General features: G+C 66.4%; 13 protein-coding genes and 1 tRNA gene. 9 read left to right on the plus strand and 5 right to left on the minus strand.

Annotated features, from left to right (window positions below; all coding sequences use genetic code 11):
• The first annotated feature begins 19 nt into the window (after positions 1-19).
• A complete protein-coding gene (locus tag ACGVWT_RS10075; RefSeq protein ID WP_315462472.1) occupies positions 20-718 on the plus strand; it encodes a phosphatase PAP2 family protein in 699 nt (232 codons plus the stop codon).
• A gap of 31 nt (positions 719-749) precedes the next feature.
• Complete coding sequence (locus tag ACGVWT_RS10080) at positions 750-3,293, plus strand: TonB-dependent receptor (protein ID WP_315462471.1); 2,544 nt, start codon at positions 750-752, stop codon at positions 3,291-3,293.
• Between the two features lie 139 nt (positions 3,294-3,432).
• On the opposite strand, the gene ACGVWT_RS10085 is transcribed toward ACGVWT_RS10080, so the two are convergent.
• Positions 3,433-4,167, minus strand: a complete 735-nt coding sequence (locus tag ACGVWT_RS10085; RefSeq protein WP_315462470.1) for an SDR family oxidoreductase — start codon at positions 4,165-4,167, stop codon at positions 3,433-3,435.
• Between the two features lie 131 nt (positions 4,168-4,298).
• On the opposite strand from ACGVWT_RS10085, the gene ACGVWT_RS10090 reads away from it, so the two are divergent.
• Positions 4,299-4,610 (plus strand): helix-turn-helix transcriptional regulator, encoded by a 312-nt coding sequence (locus ACGVWT_RS10090; protein ID WP_315462496.1) that lies wholly within the window; start codon positions 4,299-4,301, stop codon positions 4,608-4,610.
• An 82-nt stretch (positions 4,611-4,692) separates the two neighbouring features.
• Here the strand turns inward: ACGVWT_RS10090 and ACGVWT_RS10095 are convergent, their stop codons facing one another.
• Both ACGVWT_RS10095 and ACGVWT_RS10100 read right to left on the minus strand, forming a co-directional pair.
• Complete coding sequence (locus tag ACGVWT_RS10095) at positions 4,693-5,085, minus strand: hypothetical protein (protein ID WP_315462469.1); 393 nt, start codon at positions 5,083-5,085, stop codon at positions 4,693-4,695.
• Positions 5,082-7,751: a PAS domain S-box protein gene (locus ACGVWT_RS10100; protein WP_394426216.1), complete on the minus strand. Its 2,670-nt coding sequence runs from the start codon at positions 7,749-7,751 to the stop codon at positions 5,082-5,084. Before ACGVWT_RS10100 ends, ACGVWT_RS10095 begins: the two co-directional genes overlap by 4 nt.
• Before the next feature lie 425 nt (positions 7,752-8,176).
• On the opposite strand from ACGVWT_RS10100, the gene ACGVWT_RS10105 reads away from it, so the two are divergent.
• Positions 8,177-10,492, plus strand: a complete 2,316-nt coding sequence (locus ACGVWT_RS10105; protein WP_315462467.1) for a TonB-dependent receptor — start codon at positions 8,177-8,179, stop codon at positions 10,490-10,492.
• A gap of 75 nt (positions 10,493-10,567) precedes the next feature.
• Here ACGVWT_RS10105 and ACGVWT_RS10110 read toward each other — a convergent pair whose 3' ends face one another.
• Positions 10,568-11,479: a formylglycine-generating enzyme family protein gene (locus ACGVWT_RS10110; protein WP_315462495.1), complete on the minus strand. Its 912-nt coding sequence runs from the start codon at positions 11,477-11,479 to the stop codon at positions 10,568-10,570.
• A 153-nt stretch (positions 11,480-11,632) separates the two neighbouring features.
• On the opposite strand from ACGVWT_RS10110, the gene ACGVWT_RS10115 reads away from it, so the two are divergent.
• From ACGVWT_RS10115 to ACGVWT_RS10135, 5 genes are all read left to right on the plus strand, one after another.
• Positions 11,633-13,240 (plus strand): sulfatase-like hydrolase/transferase, encoded by a 1,608-nt coding sequence (locus tag ACGVWT_RS10115; RefSeq protein WP_315462466.1) that lies wholly within the window; start codon positions 11,633-11,635, stop codon positions 13,238-13,240.
• Between the two features lie 37 nt (positions 13,241-13,277).
• Positions 13,278-14,159: a LysR family transcriptional regulator gene (locus ACGVWT_RS10120; RefSeq protein WP_315462465.1), complete on the plus strand. Its 882-nt coding sequence runs from the start codon at positions 13,278-13,280 to the stop codon at positions 14,157-14,159.
• 119 nt (positions 14,160-14,278) lie between these two features.
• Positions 14,279-17,281: a TonB-dependent receptor domain-containing protein gene (locus tag ACGVWT_RS10125; protein WP_394426221.1), complete on the plus strand. Its 3,003-nt coding sequence runs from the start codon at positions 14,279-14,281 to the stop codon at positions 17,279-17,281.
• Between the two features lie 25 nt (positions 17,282-17,306).
• A complete protein-coding gene (locus ACGVWT_RS10130) occupies positions 17,307-18,092 on the plus strand; it encodes a class II aldolase/adducin family protein (protein ID WP_315462493.1) in 786 nt (261 codons plus the stop codon).
• Between the two features lie 8 nt (positions 18,093-18,100).
• A complete protein-coding gene (locus ACGVWT_RS10135; protein ID WP_315462463.1) occupies positions 18,101-20,032 on the plus strand; it encodes an alkyl sulfatase dimerization domain-containing protein in 1,932 nt (643 codons plus the stop codon).
• A gap of 536 nt (positions 20,033-20,568) precedes the next feature.
• Here ACGVWT_RS10135 and ACGVWT_RS10140 read toward each other — a convergent pair.
• Positions 20,569-20,643, minus strand: a tRNA-Glu gene (locus ACGVWT_RS10140).
• Between the last annotated feature and the right edge of the window lie 14 nt (positions 20,644-20,657).

Here is a 20,657-nt window from a genome sequence, read left to right on the forward strand (position 1 = left end):
ACCGGTCGGGGGATACCAGATGCACATCCGATACGGGATGCCGGTCGCGCTCGCGCTCGGCCTGCTCACGACCGCTGCGGTCGCCAAACATGACGGACGGCCCGAGGCTTCGCTACTCGATCCGGCTGCGTTCGCGGCGACCGCGATCATCGCGCCGCCGCCCGCGCCCGGCTCGGTCGTCGCGCGGCAGGAACTCGCCTTCCTGCGCGCGCTGCACCAGGCAGGGCCGGCGGAGCGCATCGCGCGTGCCGATGCCGACGGGCATGACAAGGGACCGCACGCCTTCAACGCGGTGACGGGGCGCGACCTGACGGCGCTGCCCGCCACCGCCGCGCTGCTCGCCCGCGTCGATGCCGAAACGGACGCGGTGGTCGATCGCGCTAAGGATCATTTCCGCCGCATCCGACCCTATCGCACCGACCCGACGCTGCCGCATTGCGGCAAGGGCAAGGGTGTCGATGACAGCTATCCGAGCGGCCATTCGGCCTTCGCCTGGTCGACCGGCTGGACGCTGGCGCAGCTGATGCCGGATCGCGCCGCCGCGATCCTCGACCGTGCGCGCGACTATGCCGAGGGGCGCGAGATCTGCGCAGTTCACTACCCCTCCGATGTCGAGGCGGGCCATGCGGTCGGCCAGCTGGTCGCCGACCGGCTGCTCCACGATCCGCGCCTTGCCGATCAGGTCGCGGCCGCCCGCGCCGAACTCGCCCGCCGCTGACCGCAATTCCCTTTCGTCCGAGGACCAGATGATGACCCATGTTCCGTTCCGCGCCGCGTTGCTGGCGGCTACCGCGCTGGCCCTGCCGACGCTGGCGCATGCCGATCCCGTCGCGGGCCCGGTGGCCGTGCCGGCGAGCGAGCCAATTACGGCGGCCGTGCCGCAGTCGACCAGCGCCGATCAGGCGGGGCAGGCCAATGACAAACAGTCGCTGACCACGTCGGACATCATCGTCACCGGATCGCGCACCGCACAGGCGGCGCCGCTTACCGCCTCCCTCACCACGACGCAGCCGCAATCGGCGGTCAGCCGCGACTTCATCGAGAACAGCGCCGCGACCGCCGACGTGAACGAGCTGATCGCGCTGACGCCGGGCGTGTCGATCTCGGGCGCGGGCAACGGCTATGGCCTGTCGGAGACGAAGGCGACGATCCGCGGCTTCCAGGACGGCGAATATAACGTCACCTACGATTCCATTCCCTTCGCCGACACCAACAACCCGACGCACCATTCGACCGCTTTCTTCCCGTCGAACACGATCGAGACAATCGTCGTCGATCGCGGCCCCGGCAATGCCAGCCAGCTCGGCCAGGCGAGCTATGGCGGCAACATCAACATGTATTCGCGCGCCGCGACCGCGGATGCGGAGCTGCGCGGCGAGGCGATCGTCGGCAATTGGAACACCTTCATCGGCCGCGCGCTGTTCGAAAGCGGCAGCATCGACAAGCTCGGCGGTACGCGCATCGTGCTGACCGGCCAGTATCTTCAGTCCGATGGCGCGCTGTCCTATTCGCCGGTCGGATCGAAGAATCTGTTCGGCAAAGCGGTGGTGCCGATCGGCACCGCCAACACGCTGACCGTCATGAGCAGCTGGAACCGCAATTTCTATTATCAGTCCGACGTGCTGAAGGGCGCGACCTGCGGCAGCGCGGCGACCGACGCCTATAACGCCGCCAACCCGAAGGCGACGATCACCACCGCGCTGGACGCCGATGGCCAGCCGCTGACCCAGCTGAGCGGGCGCGGCTGCGGCGCGACGTCGCAGGTCGGGCAATATGGCTTCAACTATGGTCTGGGCAACGATCCGACCCAGCACGATTATTGGGAATATAACCGCACCGATAAGACGACGGACTTTTCCTACCTGCGTCTGCAGAGCGATCTGGGGCACGGCCTGACGCTCGACAATCGCGCCTATATGTACGGCTATACGAACAACACGCTGTCGGGGAATGGCAGCTCGTCGTTCGGCGTCCCCAAGGGCGGGACGCTGCCGGTGTTCATGATCAAGTCGACCGGCGTCGTCACCGGCTTCACGGGCGCGGGCACCGCCGCGTCGCCTTATGTCGCGGTGTCGGGCGGCAACGACGTGCTGGGCTATGACAAGCTCAACAAATACCGCGTGTTCGGCTATATCGGCCAGGCGGACTACGACTTCGGCTTCGGCAAACTGCGGGTGGGCGGCTGGTATGAATATGCCGTCACCGACCGCCACAATTTCGATCTCGACCGCACGACCAACCAGCCGAGCTATAACGAGAAATTCAGCAGCGGGACCGCCGCGACCAGCACGCTGCCGCCGATTTCGCAGGCGAACATCAACTTCGCGCAGCATTCGACCTGGCACCAGTATCAGCTGTTCGGCGAGGTCGAACTCCGCCCGATCGACGGCGTGTCGATCACGCCGGGCGTCAAATACGTCCACTTCACGCGCGGCGTGGATGCGGTCCTGCAACAGAAAACCCGCACGCCGCTCGACCTCAGCGCGACCTGGACCAAGACGCTGCCGTTCCTGACCGCCAACTGGCTGGTGACGAACAGCTGGTCCTTCTACGGCCAATATGCGCAGGGCATGTACGTGCCCGACCTGTCGAGCTTCTATTCCGCATCGGGCCAGCTCGTCACCGCGCTCGACCAGCTGAAGCCGCAGACGACGACCAACTATCAGATCGGCACCGTCTGGCACGGGCACAGCGTCTCGCTCGACGTCGACGGCTATATCATCAACGTCGACAACAAGATCGGCAATTGCACGACCGCCAATTGCGACACGACGCTGCTCGTGAACCAGGGGCAGGTGCGCTACAAGGGCGTCGAGGGGCAGCTCAGCGTCATGCCGGTCCACGGCCTGACCCTGTTCGGCAATGCCAGCTACAACCAGGCGCGCAGCGTGCAGACCGATGCGCAGATCGGCAAGGCGCCCTTTGCCACCGCGGCGGCGGGCTTCATCTTCCGCAAGGACGGCTTCCGCGTCTCGTTCGACCAGAAATATACCGGCCCGCAATATGCCAACGACTATAACGGCAGCCCCGGTTTCCGGCTGTATCGCATCCGTCCGTACAGCATCGGCCAGTTCGCGATCAGCCAGAAGTTCGAGGGCGGATTGAAGCTGGGCGTGACCGTCAACAACGTCTTCAACAGTCGCGCGGTGACGCAGATCGCGACCAGCAGCACGGGTGCACCGACCACGACGATCAACGGCAAATCCTACCAGTCGGGCTATGGCCAGCTCGACCAGTTCAACTATTTGCCGCCGCGCTCCTTCCTGCTGACCGCGGGCATTTCCTTCCGGTAAGCGCACGGCGGACCCGGCGCTACGCGCCGGAGCAGCCCGACGGTGGCGGCATCAACGACGGGGGCGCCCGCCCGACGGCGGCAGACATGTGAGGGCATCGACGTGCCGGCTCTTGCGGCCGGCACGTCGATACTGAGCGTCAGGCCGTCGCGCCGCCATCGATGTTGAGCGTCGTGCCGGTAATGTAGCTCGCATCCGGTCCGGCCAGGAATGCGACAGCGCCTGCGATCTCCTCAACCTTGCCATAGCGGCCGAGCGGGATGGCTTGCAGCAGCTGTCCGGCGAAGTCGCTGTCGGCCGGGTTCATGTCGGTGTCGATCGGCCCCGGCTGCACGGTGTTGACCAGGATGTTGCGGGGGGCGAGGTCCTTGGCCCAGCCGCGCGCCAGTGCGGCCACCGCGGCCTTGGTCGCGCTGTAGACCGTGGTCGCGGGGAAGGCCATTTCGCCCGAGATGCTGCCGATCAGGATGATCCGACCACCGTCGCGAAGGTGCGGCAAGGCAGCGCGGGTGCCGACATGCAGACCCTTCACGTTGACGGCGAACTGGCGGTCGTACGTCTCGTCGCTGTCCTCGGTGACGGAAGCGAACTCGGCCACCCCGGCATTGTGGACCAGGATGTCGATCCCACCCAGAGCGGCGGCGGCCTGCTCGACGCCGGCGCGCTGCGAGGCGGGATCGGCGGCGTTGGCTTGGAAGGCGAAGGCGGCGCCGCCCGCACGCTCGATCGCTGCCACCGTGGCCTCTGCGGCGGCTTTGTTCCCGGCATAGGTGATCGCCACGGTCGCGCCATCCGCGGCGAGACGCTTGGCGATGGCGGCACCGATGCCGCGCGATCCACCCGTGACGAGCGCTGTCCTGCCCTGAATCGACATATGTAGTCTCCAAAAATGCTGGCCCGCGATCACGGCATCGTGCGCTGTCGGCAGGCGGGAGATGGGCGGCCGTTGCAATAGTTCAATAATGCCGAACTATTAAATTTACTGTGATGTCCTATATTGGTGGCATGGCCCGCTTCACGCATCCCCGGCTGGAAGACGTTCCGCTCGATCTGGCGCTCCACGCGCTGGCCGATCCCAATCGGCTGGCCATGGTGGCGCGGCTTGCCGCGACCGAGCGGCTGAGCTGCACCGATGCCGCGCCGTGCGAGTCCATTCCGAAGAGCACGCTGTCCAACCACCTGAAGCTGCTCCGCGCGGCCGGGCTGATCGAGACGACGCAGGCCGGGCGCGAAATGATCAACACGCTGCGCCGGGACGAATTCGACCGGCGCTTTCCGGGCCTGCTCGACGTGGTGCTCGCCAACCGGCCCGGCTGATTATCGGCCGATCACGTCGAGTTATGCTACGGCCACGTCGGACGGCATCGGTCCGCGACGACCGCCCCCGGTCTGATCGCGTCTAGACCGAGGGTTCCGATGACCGTTGCAGCAGACCGGCGGCTGCGGCGACGACCCGTCCGGCGGCCACCGGCTTTTCAATGCGCACGACGTCCGCGAACGCGTCGGGGATCGTCTCGGCATCGTAACCGGTCACGAACACGAAGGGGATGTTCTGCCCGACAAGCTCATGCGGCACGGCGAAGGACGGCCCGGCACCGAGATTCACGTCGACGAACGCACAGTCCAGCGTTCCCTCGGCGAGTGCTGCCTGCGCCTCCTCTTCCTCCCCGAACGGCCCGACGATCAGGGCACCGGCCGCCTCCAGCGCGTCCTGCAGATCGGTTGCGAGGAGATAATCATCCTCGAGGATCAATATCCGCGCGCCATGAAGGCCGATACGCTTGACGGTCATCGGACAACTCCGTTCGTCTGGAGGATGCTGTCCCCCGGTTGCAGCGGAAATTCGATCCGACTGTGCAGCCCCCCCGGTCTGAAGGAAATCTGCCCGTCGCCCTTCAGTTCATAGGGGATGCGGCGCGTGATCAGCGCCGACCCGAAGCCGTGCCGCCGGGGCGCTGCATCGACGATCGGCACACCGCGCTCGGTCCATTGCAGGATCAGCCATCGGCTATCCTCACGCGCCTCGATCGCCCAATCGACCACGACATGGCCGCCGATCCGGGAAAAGGCACCATATTTGGTGGCATTGGTCGCAAGCTCGTGAATCGCGAGCGTCAGCACTTCCGCCGCCTTTGGCGACAATTCGACATCGGGGCCAGACAGCGAGAATTGCTCGTCGATCGCCACCTGCGCCAGCAGTTCGTCGCGGATCATGTCTTCGAGATCGACAGAGGCACCGGCCCGGCGGGTGAGCAGGACTTGCGTGCGGGCGAGGGCGGAGATTCGGCCCTGCAGATGCTGAACATACTCCTCCGTCGACCGCTCGCCATCGTTCGAACGGCTGATGATCGAGCGGATCACGGCCAGAATATTGCGAACGCGGTGCTGCAGCTCGGCGAGCAGGATCTGCTGGTGGTCCGCAGCCTCGCGACGCTCGGTCGTGTCGCGCTGTGCGCCGATCATCCGAACCGGGATACCCGCGGCGTCGTAGAAGAACCGCCCCCGCGCGGCATGCCAACGCACCGTTCCATCGGGGTATAAGCAGCGAAACTCCCGAACATATTCCGTGTGCGTGTCGCGTGCGGTTACCAGCGCGGCCTCGGTGGCGGCACGATCGTCGGGATGGATACTGGCCGCCCAGGCTTCATAGGTCGGCGTAACCTCTCCCACCGCAAAGCCAGACATGCGGAAATGTTCATCCGACCAGCTGATCGTGTCGGTGCGCATGTCCCAATCCCACAGGCCGATCTTCGCGACCTCGACCGCGCTGCGCAGCCGCTCCTCGCTCGTCGTCAGGCGCTCCGCGGCGCGTTTGCGCGCGGTGATGTCGGTGAACAGCACCGCCACGCGATGACGATCGGGATCGAGCGCGAAGATGTTGAGGTCGAAGACCCGGCCGAGCGAAGGCTCGGCCTCTTCGATGCGGAGCGGCTCGCCGGAATCCAGCGCCTGGCCATATAAAGCGGTCCAGCGCGGGTTTGGCGCCCCGAGCAGGTCGGTCGCCGTCCGGCCGACCGGCCATGGCATGCCGGTGTGCGTCAGGAACGCCGGATTGGCATCGACGAAGCGGAAATCGACCCAGCGGCCGGCATCGTCCTTCAGGACGTCGACGACGGCATAGGCCTCGTCCATCGACGTGAACAGCGCACGGTAGCGTTTCTCGCTGTCGTGCAGGGCATCGGCGGCGCGCTTGCGATCAGTGATGTCTCGCCAGAACACCGCAATCGCGCCATCGTCGGTGGGGTATACGCGCGTTTCGAGCCACAGCGAACGCCCGCCGCTCCACGTATAGCAGTGGTCGAGCACGGCGGGCTCGCGCGTTGCCATCGCCGTCTTCAGCATATGGCCGACGTCAGAGTGTTCGGTACCGGGAAAGGCAGCCCAATGCGTCAGACCGACGATGGCGTCCCGCGGCCGGCCGTCCATGCGCAGCGCTTCGCGATTGTATTCGAGCACCGTAAAATCCGGCCCGATGATGCCGAACCCTTCGTCCATGCCGTCCAGCACGCCGCGCAACAGCCGTTCGCGATCCCGCAGTGCCGCTTCGGCCCGCGCGCGCTCGATCGCACTCCAGGTGCGCTCCGCCGTCTCGCGCGTCAGGGCGAGGTCATTGGCGCTCCAGGCGCGGGGTTCGCGCTGATTGACGACAAGCAACGCGGCAAATCGCCCATTGGCGACGAGCGGTACGCCGATCGCGGCACGCGCGCCGAACACCGCATAGGCCGCCCGCTCATCGTCGTTGAGCCCGGGATCGGTCAGGCTGTCCGACACGCTCGACATCCGGCCCGATCGCCATTGGGCGAGCCGCGCCTCCTGAAAGCCGGTCAGCGGATAACGGCCGGCATTGCTGGGCACGCCGTCGGCGTAATCGTGGATGACGCTCCATGTCGTGCCGCCCGGGTCGATCGTCGCGTAGAACACGCGGGTGGCGCCAAGCTTACGTCCGAGCAACGCCGCCGCGGTTCGCTCGATATCGGCTGCGTCGGATAGCGGGCGGAGCACGTCGCTGAGTTCGAGAAGGAAGGCCTGCCGTTCTTCGCTTTCCCGCAACGCGTCTTCAGCACGTTTGCGGGCATCGATGTCGATATTGATGCCGACCCATTTCTGGATTTCGCCCGCCGCATCGAACAGCGGCGCGGCGCGGACGTTGGTCCAGCGCCATCCGCCGCCGGGCGCGCGCAGGCGAAATTCGGCATCGACCAGAGTGCGCGCTTGCGTCGCATCGCGCCACTGGCGTTCGGCATAAGCGCGATCGTCGGCATGGACCGCGTTGAGCCAGCCATATCCCAGAAACTCCTCCGACGTCTGCCCGGTATAGGCCCGCCAGGTCGAACTGTCGTTGACGACGACCCCCGCCGCGTCCGTCTCCCAGACCGCCTGAGCCCAGCTTTCGGTCACCAACCGATAACGCGCCTCTATGTCCCCCGTCGCGGGGCCCGCATCGACCTGTCCGTCCAACCATGACGGCGGCCTGGGGCCTGCCGGATCGGGATCAGAGGGGGCATCGCGCTGGTCCATGCCCAAGTAGCGCACGATCGCCGGGTAAGGGAAATAATCTGCGTCAGGCCGGAAATGGTAACGCTCTGAAACACGGTAGGAATGCCGTGATTTCTGCCGCCGAAAGCCCGCGGCGGTGTTCGCGTTCCCGATCGGTCTGGCCGCGATCGCCCCCAGCAGCGCGCGGCGCTGGAGAGCGGGGTAGGGGCAGCATCGGTGCGTCGCGGCGCATGGGGCCATGCCAGATGGGCCGCGTGACGCGGCCATGACGCGTGTCATGCGATCGTCTTGTCACCGTCACACAGGCGACGCGCTCCCGTCATAGCAGCCGCATCAACGATCGCCGTCAGCGGCGGCGCGTCCTCCCTCCCGAACGGGGTATCGTCATGCTCGCCATCGCTCTGCTGCTCGCCTCGACGAACGCCGTTCCGCCCGCCAGCAATTCGGCAGAGGGGCAGACCCGCAGCGACGGCGCAACGGTTGCATCCCAGGCGAGCAGCGAACAGCGCGCTGGCGACGACATCGTCGTCTATGGCGAAGGGCGGGTCCGCCAGGAACAGACGGTCGGCCGCAAGGCGATGGCGATCCTGCCGCCGGGCAGCTCGCCGTTAAAGGCGGTCGCGCGCCTGCCGGGTGTCGCGCTGCAAAGCTCCGACCCGTTCGGTAGCTACGAACTCGGCACGCGGCTGTCGGTGCGTGGCTTCAACCAGAGCCAGATGGGCTACACGCTCGACGGCGTGCCGCTCGGCGACATGTTCTACAACAACCACAACGGCCTTCACATCAGCCGGGCGATCGCGACCGAGAACATCGCCCGCGTCGATGTGTCGCAGGGCGCCGGCTCGCTCGGCATCGCCTCGACCAGCAATCTTGGCGGCAATCTGGAATTCGTGTCCCGCGCGCCGTCGGACACGCTCGGCGGCGAGGTCGCCATGACCTATGGCATGTATCATACGGCGCATCTCTACGGCCGGATCGACAGCGGCCTGCTGCCGACGGGGACGCTGCTGTCTGTGTCGGGCGTCATTCATGACGCGGGCAAGTGGAAGGGCTTCGGCAGCCAGTCGGACAACAAGGTCAATGCCAAGATCGTCCAGCGGATCGGGAACGCGACGCTGACCGGCTGGCTGAACTATTCCCTGCACAAGGAACGCAATTACGCCGATCTGTCCCCGGCGACGCTGGCGAGGATCGGCTACGACCTCGATTTCCTCAATCCCGATTTCGCGACCGCGGTGCTGCTGTCGCAGGTCAGCGCCAACCAGACCGCGCGCGCCGCGGGACGAACGCTGCCGTTTCCGACGGCCGGCGTCACCTTCCCCGCACCCTATACCACCGTCAACGACACCTATTACGATAGCGGGGGCATCCGGCGCGATTGGCTGGGCGCAGTGACGCTGGCGGCCCCGCTGGCGGCGTGGCTGGATGCCGAGGCGACCTATTACCATCATTATGACAAGGGGTCGGGCGGCATCTACACGCCAGCGGTGTTCTCGCCAGCAACGGCCGTGGCGGCGGCCTTCCCGCTGTCGGTGCGGACCACCGAATATGGCATCAATCGCGACGGCGGCCTGCTGCGCGCGACCGCGACGCTGGGCGATCACACGCTGCGGCTGGGGTATTGGCACGAGGACAACGATGCCAGCACCGACCGCAATTATTATGCGGTCGGCCAGGACAATCGCCCCGACGTCACCAGCTTCCTGCGCAATCCGTTCCGCAGCGATTTCCTGACCGATCTGACCACGGTCACCAACCAGTATTTCGTCAGCGATACGTGGAAACTGGACGACGCGCTGACGATCGCGGGCGGGTTCAAGGGCGCGCGGGTGTCGAACGGCATCGTTACGACGTTCGGCACGCCGTTCATCAATGGCCGCATCGCCGCGCGGGACTGGTTCCAGCCGCAGATCGGCGCCACCTACCGCGCCGGTCGCCAGGAGTTCTTCGCCAATTACGCCGAGAACATGCGCGCCTTCATCAGCTCGTTCCGCGGCCCGTTCGGCACGACGCAGGCGGGGTTCGAAGCGATCCGCGGCACGCTGAAGCCGGAGACGTCGCGGACCGTCGAGGCGGGGTGGCGGTTCGACCTTGGCGCGCTGCGCGGCGTCGTCGCGGTGTACGACGTCAAGTTCCGCAACCGCCTGCTCGCGGCGTTCAGCGGCGCCAACATCCTGGGCAATCCCAGCGTGCTGCAGAACGTCGGCAGCGTGACGAGCCGCGGTGTCGAGATCGCCGCGACCTATCGCGTCAGCCGCCCGCTGTCGCTGATCGCCTCCTATTCGTACAACGACAGCACCTACGACGATAACACCGTCAACGGCACCGCGCTGGTCGCCACGCGCGGCGTGCGCACCGTCGATACGCCGGCGAACCTCGCCAAGGCGGAAGTCAATTACGACGACGGCGCACTGTTCGGCAATCTGGCCGGCGGCTACACCTCTCGCCGCAACGTCACCTATACCGGCGACGTGACGGTGCCCGGCTACACGCTGATCGATGCGGCGCTCGGCTATCGTTTCCCGATCGGCAGCGCGCTCGCGGGGCTCGAGGTGCAGCTGAACGCGGTAAACCTGCTCGACAAGCGCTATATCGCGGCGCTCGGATCCGGTCAGTTCTTCAACACCGCCGCCTCGCTCAACAATACGCTTCAGGCCGGGTCGCCGCGCCAGGTGTTCGGGACCCTGCGACGTCGGTTCTGACGCGCGGCCTCGGAGAGCCTTGTCGGCGCGTGCGCATGACGGCGTATGGGAGAGGCGCGCGCCGTCGTTGATGAGTCAGCGGGTTACGCAGCGAAACCCGATGTGGGTCGTCGCGGAATCGATGGGCTGCGCATGGCGGGCAGCAGGGCGATAGCGCTGGCAATAGCTTTCGGCGCACAGATGGGATCCGCCTTTCAGCACCTTGCGCGGAATGCGCGCGGCTTCTCCCGGGTCAAAGCTGTCCTGTCGCCGCGCGCCGCGCGGGTTGGCGATCGCGCAGCATTTGGGGCCGGTCTTTCCGCGTAGGACGGATGGCGTCGCGTACCAGTCCGCGGTCCATTCCCAGACGTTGCCGATCAGGTCGTACACGCCATAGCCGTTGGCAGGATAGGTGCCGACCGGCGACGTCCGCTCGAAGCCGTCGAGCATCTGGTTGGCGAACGGGAAGCGCCCCTGCCAGTAATTCGCCAGCATCGCGCCGCCCGGCGCCAGCTCGTTTCCCCAGGCGTAATCCGCGTCCTCCAGGCCGCCACGCGCCGCGAACTCCCACTCCGCCTCGGTCGGTAGTGCCTTCCCGGCCCACTGCGCGAAGGCCTCGGCATCGGCGTGGGTGACATGCACGACCGGGTGATCGCCCAGATCGTCGACACTGCTGCCGGGACCCAGCGGATGGCGCCAATGCGCCCCCAGGCGAAAATGCCACCACTGGCTGACGTCGGTCATGTCGACGGGGCCGGCGGTCTTTTCGAACACCAGCGAACCCGGCTGGGCGAGCGCGGGGTCCATACCCGGATAGTCTTTCGGGTCGGGCGCGCGTTCCGCCATCGTCACATAACTAGTGGCGGCGACGAACGCGGCGAATGCGCTGTTCGTCACGGGGGCGGCGTCGATCGCGAACGGATCCACGCGCACGCGCCGGACGGGGGCTTCCTCCGGGTAGAAGCGGGTGGACCCCATCGAGAAGGTGCCGCCGGGCAGGCGGACCATATCGCCGTATCGCATGTCCGCCGCTCCTTTCGTCACAAGGGCTTATCCTAGCACGGATCGCCGCCGTCGCCCCGATAGCCCGAAGGCATGACCGCTATACCGTCGTCAGACGCCGCTGCGGGCGATAGCCCAGCGGTAAAGGGAGAGGATCGGATGAAACGGATCACAGCCGGAATGTCGGCATTCGCCTGTGCGGTCGCGCTGACGGCGGGGGTGGCGGCAGCGCAGGGGGACAAGCCCGTCGACGGGTTCCTCGCCAAGACCACGCGCCCGGCGCCCAACCGCGAACCGGTGATCGACCTGCCCCAAGATCGCGCGGCGGCCGCCGCGGCATTGGGGCGGGCGCGGGCGCGGTTCGGGCGCGCACCCAATATCGTCATGATCCTGATGGACGATGTCGGCTGGAGCGACATCGGCGTGTTCGGCGGCGGCGCGGCGGTGGGCAGCCCGACGCCCAATCTCGACCGGCTCGCCGCCGGTGGCCTGCGCCTCACCTCCGCCTATTCGCAGCCGTCGTGCACGCCGACGCGCGCCGCGCTGCTCACCGGGCGGCTGCCGGTGCGCAGCGGCCTGCTACGCCCCTATCTGCCGGGTGAGAACAATGCGGCGACCGGCCTCAATGGCGAGGTCACGCTCGCCGAACTGCTGAAGAAGGCCGGCTATGCCACGCAGGCGATCGGCAAATGGCACCTCGGCGGCGCCGAGCAGGCGCAACCGCAGAACGTCGGCTTCGACGATTATTACGGCATCCTCACCTCGTCCGACGATTATACCGCGTGGCGCGAACCCTGGCGCAATCCCGATCTCGTCAACGATCCCGATCGCCGCGCCTGGGCCGAGAAGGGCGAGACGATGGGCATCGTCGCGGGCAAGACGGGGGCGGCGGCGACGCTCGCCTATCCGATCGACCGCGACACGATCCGCTTCGTCGATGAAAAGCTGACCGACCGGGCGACGCAGTTCATCGCCTCGCGCAAGAACGAGAAAAACCCCTTCTTCCTGTATGTCGGCACGCGCGGCGCGCATTTCGACAATTACCCGCACCCCCAATTCGCCGGCAAATCGCCCGGCCGCTATCCGTACAAGGACGTGATCGTCGAGCTCGACCACCGCGTCGGCCAAGTCGTCGAGGCGCTGAAGGCCTCCGGACAGCTCGACAACACGATCGTCATGATCGCGTCCGACAACGGCCCGATGCTCGAAACCTTCCCCGACACGGGCACCACGCCGTTCCGATCGGGCAAGGGGTCGATCTACGAAGGCGGCGTGCGCACGCCGATGATCGTGTCCTGGCCCGGCGTCATCGCGCCCGGCCGCGTGTCGGACGGCCTGTTCGACCTGATGGACGTGTTCGCGACCAGCCTGTCGCTCGCCGGCCGGGCCGATCTCGTGCCCACCGACCGCTATATCGACAGCATCGACCAGACCGGCTTCTTCCTCGCGCCGCAGGGGCAGAGCGCGCGCCGCGTCGAATATTACTGGGTAAACAACATCTTCATGGGCGCACGCGTCGCCGAGTTCAAATATCTGATGCACGACCAGATCACCGAAAGCGACGACAGCTGGCCGCGCTCCAGCCCGTTTTCGGCGGCCTATACGACCTCGGTCTACGGCGGAAAGATGTTCGATCTCTACATCGATCCCAAGGAGGAGCACGCGCTCGCGCCCCTGAAACAGCCGCAGATCCCGGTCGTCGCCGCGGCCGTGCAGGCGCAGCTCGCGACGTTCAAGGCCTATCCCCCCAAGGTTCCGATCCGTTAGTCTGGTCGCCGGCCCGCACGGGCGATAGGGTGCCACGATGGAATTGCGGCACCTGGAACAGATCGTCGCCGTCGTGAAGGCGGGGGGCTTCAACGGCGCCGCGCGGTTGCTCGGCGTCGCGCAGCCGACGCTGAGCAAAAGCATCGCGCGTCTCGAAGGCCAGCTCGGCCTGCAATTGTTCGACCGCTCGACCGAGGGAACGCGGCCGACGCCGCACGGCGATTATCTCGCCCGCCGCGCCGAGCCGTTGCTGCACGAGGTCGCGGCGCTGATGCGCGAGGTCGAACAGCGCAGCCGTGGCGACCTCGGCGTGCTCACCATAGCGGCCGGGGCGGCCACGCATCTCAACCCGCTGCCCATGGTGATCCGGCGGTCGGCCACCGAATTTCCCAACCTGCAGCTCGTCGTCCGCCGTGTCGCGAGCGAGGGGCTGGCCCGCGGCGTGCACGAAGGGGCGTTCGACATCTCGTTCAGCCGCCGCGAGAATGCCGAGGCCTATCCCGACCTGGTGCGCATCAAATTGTTCGACACCGATACGATCTTCGTCGTGCGCCCCGGTCACCCACTGCTGGCGCGCGCGCCGGTCGGCCCCGCCGACGTGCTCACCTATCCGATGGCGAACATGCTGGTCAGCGATGCGCTGCTCGAATGGCTGGGGCCCATCGCCCCCGATCAGAACCGGCGGCTGCGCGGCTTGGTGTCCGACGATCCCGACATGATCCGCCACTATCCGCAAGGCACGGACCGGATCGCGCGCGGCCCGCGCTTCGTGTTCGATCGCGAACTGGCCGACGGCACGTTGGTCGAGCTGCCATCGACCGAGACATTCCCGTTCGAATGCTGGATGCTGACCACCAAGGGCCTGTGGAGCGTGCCGCTGGTGCGCCGCATCGCGCAGATCGCCAAGGGTGCCCCGTAAGATCGCTGATAGCCTGAAGGCATAACGGCGCTACATTTTTCGACCGACGTCATGGCGCATCCACTGCGCTACCCCTTCGCCCAAGAGACCGAAGCGTCTCGCAGGATTGGGAGAGGGCTATGCGCGCGACGTTGCTGGGCAGCACCATATGGGTTTCCGTCTCGCTGCTGGCGGGGCAGGCGCAGGCACAGACGGGGGAAGCGCCGGCTGCGGCGGTGCCCGTTCAGGCCGATGCGCCCGCCGACCAGCCCGACATCGTCGTCACCGGATCGCTGATCCGCGGATCGCGCGAGGATGCGCCGGCGCCGGTCGACGTCATCGGCGCGCAGGACCTCGCGCGACAAGGAAGCCCGTCGGTCGTCGAACTGATGAAGGCCTTGCCGACGTCCAGCGGCGTGCTGGGCGATTCGAACCAGTTCGATTCCCGCTCGCAGGGCAGCGAAGGCATCGCCACGGTCAATCTGCGCGGCCTCACCCCCGAACGGACGCTGGTGCTGCTCAACAGCAAACGGCTCGTCCCCGTCGGCACCGGCGCGCCCGCGGTGGACATCAATCTCATCCCGCTCGCCGCCATCGGCCGGGTCGAGGTGCTGAAGGACGGGGCTGCCGCGACCTACGGCTCCGATGCGATCGCCGGCGTCGTCAATTTCATCACGCGCACCGATCAGAAGGGGTTTCGCGCAGCGGGCAGCTACAAGCATGTGCCCGGCAGCGACGGCGACATCGATGCCTCGATCAGCTTCGGCCATGATGCGAACGGCCTGCGCTTCCTCGTCGCCGCCGGCGTGCAGACGCGCGGGCAATTGCTCGCGACGAAGCGCGACTTCGCGCTGCGTGATTATGCCACCAACCCCCAGGGCGGCTGGAATCCGGCGAGCAACCCCGGCAGCTTCGTCCCTATCGGCGCGACCGGGGCGCCGCTGGGGGCGGTACGCACTGATGTCGCCTGCGCGCCGCTCGGCGGCTACGTCACCACGCAGAACCGTTGCATCGGCAACACCACGCAATTCGACGCGCTCGCCGAACAGGAACGCCGCGGGCAGGTGTTCGTCGACGTCGGCATCGACCTGCCACATGGCATGGAGGTGCAGGCGACCGCCCTTTACGGCGCGTCGGAAAACCCGCACGTCCTCACCTCGCCGTCCTATCTGCCCTCGCAGCCGCCCTCGATCGTCGCGCTCGGCGGCGTCAACCGCAGCAGCGTGTCGGGCTTCTACGTGCCGGCGAGCAACCCCGGTTTCCAGGCCTATGCGCAGCAGAACGGCGGGCTCGCCAATGCCGCGGGCGTCGTCTTTCCGACGCTGCTGTTCCGTCCCTATCTGCTCGGCGGCAATCCGCTGACGCTGGGCGAGGCCGACTATCCGGGGTCGCTGACCGGCAGCCGCCGGTCGGAGACCGCCCGCTTCACGCTGGCGCTGCGCGGGCCGCTGACGCAAGGCGTGGATTTCGAGATCGCCGGCACGTACCAGCATTATTACCGCTATGTCGAAAGCAACGACATCTTCGGCGATCGCATCCAGCTCGCGCTGCGCGGGCTCGGCGGGGCAGGGTGCAACGTCGCGGCGAATACGCCCGGCCAGAACGGCTGCCAGTATCTCAATCCCTTCGGCAATGCGATCGCCGCCAATCCGGTGACGGGCGCGGCCAATCCCGGTTATGTCGCGGGCGTCGCCAACACCGCCAGCCTGGCGAGCTGGCTGTTCGTGCCCAGCGTCACGCGCACCAACACGCAGCTCTTCGTCGCCGATGCGACCGTGTCGGGCGGCACGGGAATTTCGCTGCCCGGCGGCGAGCTGAAATTCGCGCTCGGCGGTCAGTATCGCCGCTCGTCGTTCCGCACCGCGCTCGGCGCCGCGAACGACCTTGCCGTAACGCCGTGTCGTGAAACGCCGCTCAACGGCAATCTCGGGGCGTGCGCGCCCAGCACGGTTGGCGGTCCGGCCGCGCAGGCGACCGGCGCGTTCGGTTTCCTCGGCAGCACCCGCGCCGCGCAGGCCAGCAGCGACGTACGGGCGGTCTTTGCCGAATTGCAGCTGCCGATCCTGTCCTCGCTCAACGGCCAGCTGTCCGCGCGGTACGAAGATTACGGCGGTCAGATCGGATCGACCTTCAATCCGCAGGCGCGGCTGCGCTTCCAGGCGACCGACTGGCTGGCGTTCCGCGGCGGCATCGGCACCACCTTCCGCGGGCCGCCGGTCCAGTATCTGACGCCCAATTCCTTCACCGGGCTGCAACTGGTCGGCAGCGCGTTCAAGCCCGTCGAAATTCTCGGGCGGCCGGGGTTGCAGCCCGAAACCTCGACGAACCTGTCGGGCGGCGTGCTGTTCAACGCGGGTGGCCTGCGCGCAAGCGTCGACTATTTCCGCTACCAGATCCGCGACACGATCGTCGCCGATCCGCTGGGCGGCATGGTCGCGACGCTGTTTGCCGGCAGCAACTGCACCAACGCCGCTTATGCGGCGCTGCGCCAGCGGTTCTTCTTTAACGACGGCGGTGGCGTGGCAGGGGCGGGGACGTGCAGCGCGGCGAACGTGTCGCGTGTCGTCACCACCTACCAGAACGGCGCGCGGGTGCGGGACGCCGGGCTCGACTTCAATCTGGATTACGATGCCGATGTCGGTGCGGTGCGCGTCAGCATGGGCGGCTCGGCGACCTACAACCTCGAATATAAGACGGGCGCGCAGTCGGTGGCGGGCGTCGTCGTTCAGCCGGCGTTCGATGCCGCCGGCAAGCTCAACTACCAGACCACGGCCTATCCCGTACCGCGCTGGAAGGGGCAGGCCTATGTCCAGGCGCGCTATGCCGGCCTGAATGCGCGTGTCACCTTCAACTATGTCGGCGGCATGTACGACCAGCGCGCCGACGACCCCGCCGGCATCTTCGGTCCCAGCACGCTGCTGCCCGGATCGCCGACCTTGTCGCAAGGCGCGCGCATCGCGCCGTTCCGCACCGCGGACGTCAGCCTGCAATATCAGATCGTGCCCGATACCAATCTGACGCTGACCGTCCTCAACGTCACCGATCGCGATCCGCCGTTTGCGCGGCTAAACTACAATTACGATCCCTTCACCGCGAGCGCGCTTGGCCGACAGGTCAAGCTCGGCGTGTCCACCGCCTTCTGACCCCAAGGAACCCCGGACGATGGCCATGGCTGCCCCTTCCCCTCACGCTCCCGCGGCGTCGCCTCCCGACGGCATGTCGGCCGGGGAATGGGCGGTGCGCGTCGATCTTGCCGCCGCCTATCGCCTGGTGGCGCATTACGGATGGGACGATCTGATCTTCACCCATCTGTCGGTCCGTGTGCCGGGGCCCGACCATCACTTTCTGATCAATCCCTATGACAGGATGTTCGAAGAGATTACGGCCTCGTCGCTCGTGAAGATCGACGTCGACGGCCATCCGGTCGATGCCGGTACGCACCCCGTCAACCCGGCGGGCTTCACGATCCATTCCGCAATCCACATGGGGCGGGAGGATGCGCAGGCGGTGATGCACGTCCACACGCCTTATGGTCAGGCGGTCAGCGCGATGGCGTTCGGCCTTCTGCCGCATACGCAGACCGCGATGATCGCCGGTGCGGACGTCGCCTATCACGACTATGAAGGGATCGCGACCGACCTCGACGAACGCGAACGGCTCGTGGCCGATCTGGGTGCGCGCCATGCGATGATCTTGCGCAACCACGGAACGCTGACGATCGGCGACAGCGTCGCGGCCTGTTTCCTGCGTCTCTACTTCCTCGAACGCGCGTGTGAGGCGCAGGTGCATATGCTCGCCGCCGGCCGCGACAATCTCAACCCGCCGCCCGATGGCGTCGAGGACAAGGTCGCGCGCCAGTCGGCTCCGGCGGGAATGGGATTGCTGGCGCAGCGGCTCGCCTGGCCGGCGCTGCTACGCAAGCTCGACCGTATCGATCCGGGGTTCCGGGCATGAGGGGGCGGGTGTTGCGTCACGCAGCGATGGCGATGGTCGCGGTCGCCGCTCCTGCTGCGAGCGCGCTGGCGCAGGCCGATCCGCCCTCCGCCAGCACGCGCGCGGCGCATGCGGCGGCTGTGGCGGAGATGGCCGGGCGGTCGGACGAGGATCGCGATTTCGCATCGCGCGGGTATCTCGGCACGCTGGCCGATCCGGTGATCCGCACCGATGCGGGCACCGTCGTCTGGGATTTCCGTCGCTTCGCGTTCCTCGACCAGTCGCAGGCTGCCGACACCGTCAACCCCAGCCTGTGGCGGCACGCCCAGCTGCTCGCGAAACACGGCCTGTTCCGCGTGACCGACCGTATCTATCAGGTGCGCGGCTTCGACCTCGCCAATCTGACGGTCGTGCGCGGCGATACCGGCTGGATCGTCATCGACACGCTGTCGTGTACCGAAACCGCGCGTGCCGCGATGCGTCTCGTCGCCGAAAAACTGGGCGATCGCCCGATCTCCGCCGTCGTCCTTACGCATTCCCACTCCGACCACTTCGGCGGCATCGGCGGCGTGCTGACCGCCGAGCAGCGCGCGGCTGGGACCATTCCGGTCATCGCGCCCGCGGGCTTCTTCGACGAAGCGGTCAGCGAAAATCTGGTCGCGGGGCCGGCGATGAACCGGCGCGCCGGCTATCAGTTTGGCCTGGCGCTGCCGATTGGCCCGACGGGGGCGGTCAACTCGGGGATCGGTCCGGCGACGGCGCTTGGTACGCGGTCGCTGCCGCGCCCCACGCGGGAAATCACGCAGGACGGGACTGAGCTGGTCATCGATGGCGTGCGGCTGCGCTTCCAATTGACGCCTGGGACGGAGGCGCCGGCCGAAATGAACATCGCGTTTCCGGACTGGAACGTAATCGATCTGGCGGAAAACGCCAACGTCACCCAGCATAACATCCTGACGCCTCGCGGGGCGAAGGTTCGCGATACGCGGCTGTGGGTGGCGGGTCTGACGCAGGCGATCGAACGCAACCCCGACGCGACGGTCATGATCACCAGCCACGGCTGGCCGCGCTTCGGTCGCGACCGCATCCGCGACTTCCTGACCAAGCAGCGCGATGCCTATGCGTTCCTGCACGATCAGACGGTGCGGTTGATGAATGCGGGCCTCACCGCCGACGCGATCGCCGCGCAATTGAAACTACCCGACGCACTCGCACGCGAATGGTATAATCGCCCTTATTATGGCTCCATCTCCTTCAACGCACGAGCCATCTATCAATTCTACCTAGGCTGGTACGACGCCAACCCCGCCCACCTCGCCGCCCGGTCCCCCATCGACGCTGGTCGACGCTACGTCTCCGCCATGGGCGGCACGGCCAAAGTCATGTCGTTGGCGCAGGCCGCTTATGGCACGGGCGACTATGCATGGGCGGCGGAGTTGCTGAACCACGTCGTCATGGGCGAGGGCGCACCGCCAGACGCGCGTACGCTGCTGGCGCGCTGCTATGACCAACTCGCGTGGCAAAGCGAGAACGCGTTGTGGCGTAACATGTATCTGAGCGCCGCCGCCGATTTGCGCGGACCGGCTGCGACACGCCCGTCCGCCAGTCAGTCGGGCTTGGTCAACGGCTTGTCGCTCGCGCAGGCGGTGGACCTGATTGCGATTCGCCTGGATCCGGCCAAGGCACGGGATCTCGCGATCACATTGAAGGCGACCGATACCAATGAGGTGGTGAGCGTGCAGGTGGAAAATGGCGTACTGATAGCGGGCAAGCCCTCACCGGGCCGATCGTACGTCACGGTCGCGGCGCCGCGTGCGGAGCTCTTGTCTATGTTATTGGCACCACCAAAAGCCAATCCGGCGGGCAGTGATGGTCCCGATGCCATTAGATCCTTGCGCGAGATGCTGGATAAGCCAAGCTCCTCATTCGCGATCGTCCTACCTCCCCCTTCAGGCGGGTGATAGGGTGTGGCCCCGGCATCTGGTGGATCGAATTAAGGATGGAACCGGTGTGATAGCGCTGGCGTAACGGGGAGGCATGTACCCCCGCCGCAAACAAGCTTCCTAGTTTTGCTGAGTACGTTCGTGATTGAGGGTCACCGGATCGTCATGCTGCTGAACGTGCGTACCCGACCGTTATAAAGAAGCCTTGAAGCATACGTAGACGGCGGTAAGTTCCGGTTTCCGCGAGCTGGCGACCAAATTCCCTAAGCCGGATCCCAATTTTAACAGCATGCCGCGGGTAGGGAAGACCGCGCCGAATGCGATTGACACCATGTAAGATCGAAAACATCGGCTCAGGCATCGCCGTAAATGCCGTAATGCGGTCACCTACCAAGTGTCGGGTGTGACACGCAATGGCGTGTACGAATCGCCAATGCGTGATTCAAGATGGTCATTTCGAGCCATCACAACCCGATCGAGCCGTATATGAGTTGCTGTCGCCAATTACACCATACTCGCAAGAAGCGCATGTTCTGCCGCTTTTGCTACGGTGCTGGTGACCCCTACGGGAATCGAACCCGTGTTTCAGCCGTGAAAGGGCCGCGTCCTAACCGCTAGACGAAGGGGCCGTGAAGGCGTTGGG

The organism is Sphingomonas sp. S6 (assembly GCF_043498045.1).
GTDB lineage: Bacteria > Pseudomonadota > Alphaproteobacteria > Sphingomonadales > Sphingomonadaceae > Sphingomonas.

Coding starts and splice junctions, on each gene's coding strand:
- ACGVWT_RS10075 (WP_315462472.1), top strand. CDS start 20: ATGCACATCCGATACGGGATGCCGGTCGCGCTCGCGCTCGGCCTGCTC.
- ACGVWT_RS10080 (WP_315462471.1), top strand. CDS start 750: ATGACCCATGTTCCGTTCCGCGCCGCGTTGCTGGCGGCTACCGCGCTG.
- ACGVWT_RS10085 (WP_315462470.1), bottom strand. CDS start 4,167: ATGTCGATTCAGGGCAGGACAGCGCTCGTCACGGGTGGATCGCGCGGC.
- ACGVWT_RS10090 (WP_315462496.1), top strand. CDS start 4,299: ATGGCCCGCTTCACGCATCCCCGGCTGGAAGACGTTCCGCTCGATCTG.
- ACGVWT_RS10095 (WP_315462469.1), bottom strand. CDS start 5,085: ATGACCGTCAAGCGTATCGGCCTTCATGGCGCGCGGATATTGATCCTC.
- ACGVWT_RS10105 (WP_315462467.1), top strand. CDS start 8,177: ATGCTCGCCATCGCTCTGCTGCTCGCCTCGACGAACGCCGTTCCGCCC.
- ACGVWT_RS10110 (WP_315462495.1), bottom strand. CDS start 11,479: ATGGTCCGCCTGCCCGGCGGCACCTTCTCGATGGGGTCCACCCGCTTC.
- ACGVWT_RS10115 (WP_315462466.1), top strand. CDS start 11,633: ATGAAACGGATCACAGCCGGAATGTCGGCATTCGCCTGTGCGGTCGCG.
- ACGVWT_RS10120 (WP_315462465.1), top strand. CDS start 13,278: ATGGAATTGCGGCACCTGGAACAGATCGTCGCCGTCGTGAAGGCGGGG.
- ACGVWT_RS10125 (WP_394426221.1), top strand. CDS start 14,279: ATGCGCGCGACGTTGCTGGGCAGCACCATATGGGTTTCCGTCTCGCTG.
- ACGVWT_RS10130 (WP_315462493.1), top strand. CDS start 17,307: ATGGCTGCCCCTTCCCCTCACGCTCCCGCGGCGTCGCCTCCCGACGGC.